This window comes from Saccharothrix sp. ST-888 (assembly GCF_000955975.1).
Lineage (GTDB): Bacteria > Actinomycetota > Actinomycetes > Streptomycetales > Streptomycetaceae > Kitasatospora.
This window is the reverse complement of record NZ_JYJF01000423.1, coordinates 1-389: the sequence shown is the minus strand read 5'-3', so window position 1 is coordinate 389 and position 389 is coordinate 1. Positions and strand designations below refer to the sequence as shown.

The window sequence follows — 389 nt, the reverse complement described above, 5'->3', positions numbered from 1 at the left end:
ATCGGGCGGATGGGATAGGGATCGCGCTTCGGGCGCTAAGGAGCTCGCGGCGCGGGTGGAGGGCGACAGGCTGGGGAGGGTGAGGCAGGCCGGGGGGGTCTGGGACCCGCCGACCTAGTAGGGCGCGAGGGTGATGCGCCTGCTGTTGTGCGCGGGCGATTCGTACCGCAGGAACTCCTCGATCGCGGTCTGGTCCAGCTCTTGCTTGGCGCGCACCAGTTCCAGCTGATCCGGGTTGCGCAGCAGGACGAGAGCACCGCCGGAGAGGAGGTTGACGGTCATCTCGTGCCCCGCGATGTAGAGCATGGCGACCTGAGCGATCAGCTCGTCGTGGCTGAGGCTCTCGCCGTCCTCCTCGGCCGTGATGAGCGCGCTGAGCAGGTCGTCGC

The 389-nt window shown here is 68.6% G+C and carries 1 protein-coding gene; it reads right to left on the bottom strand.

The genetic code is table 11. The features are described from left to right. Positions 1 to 114 precede the first annotated feature (114 nt). Positions 115 to 389, bottom strand: a 275-nt coding sequence (locus UK12_RS33365; protein WP_045306962.1) for a cytochrome P450, incomplete at its 5' end; no start/stop codon positions are given.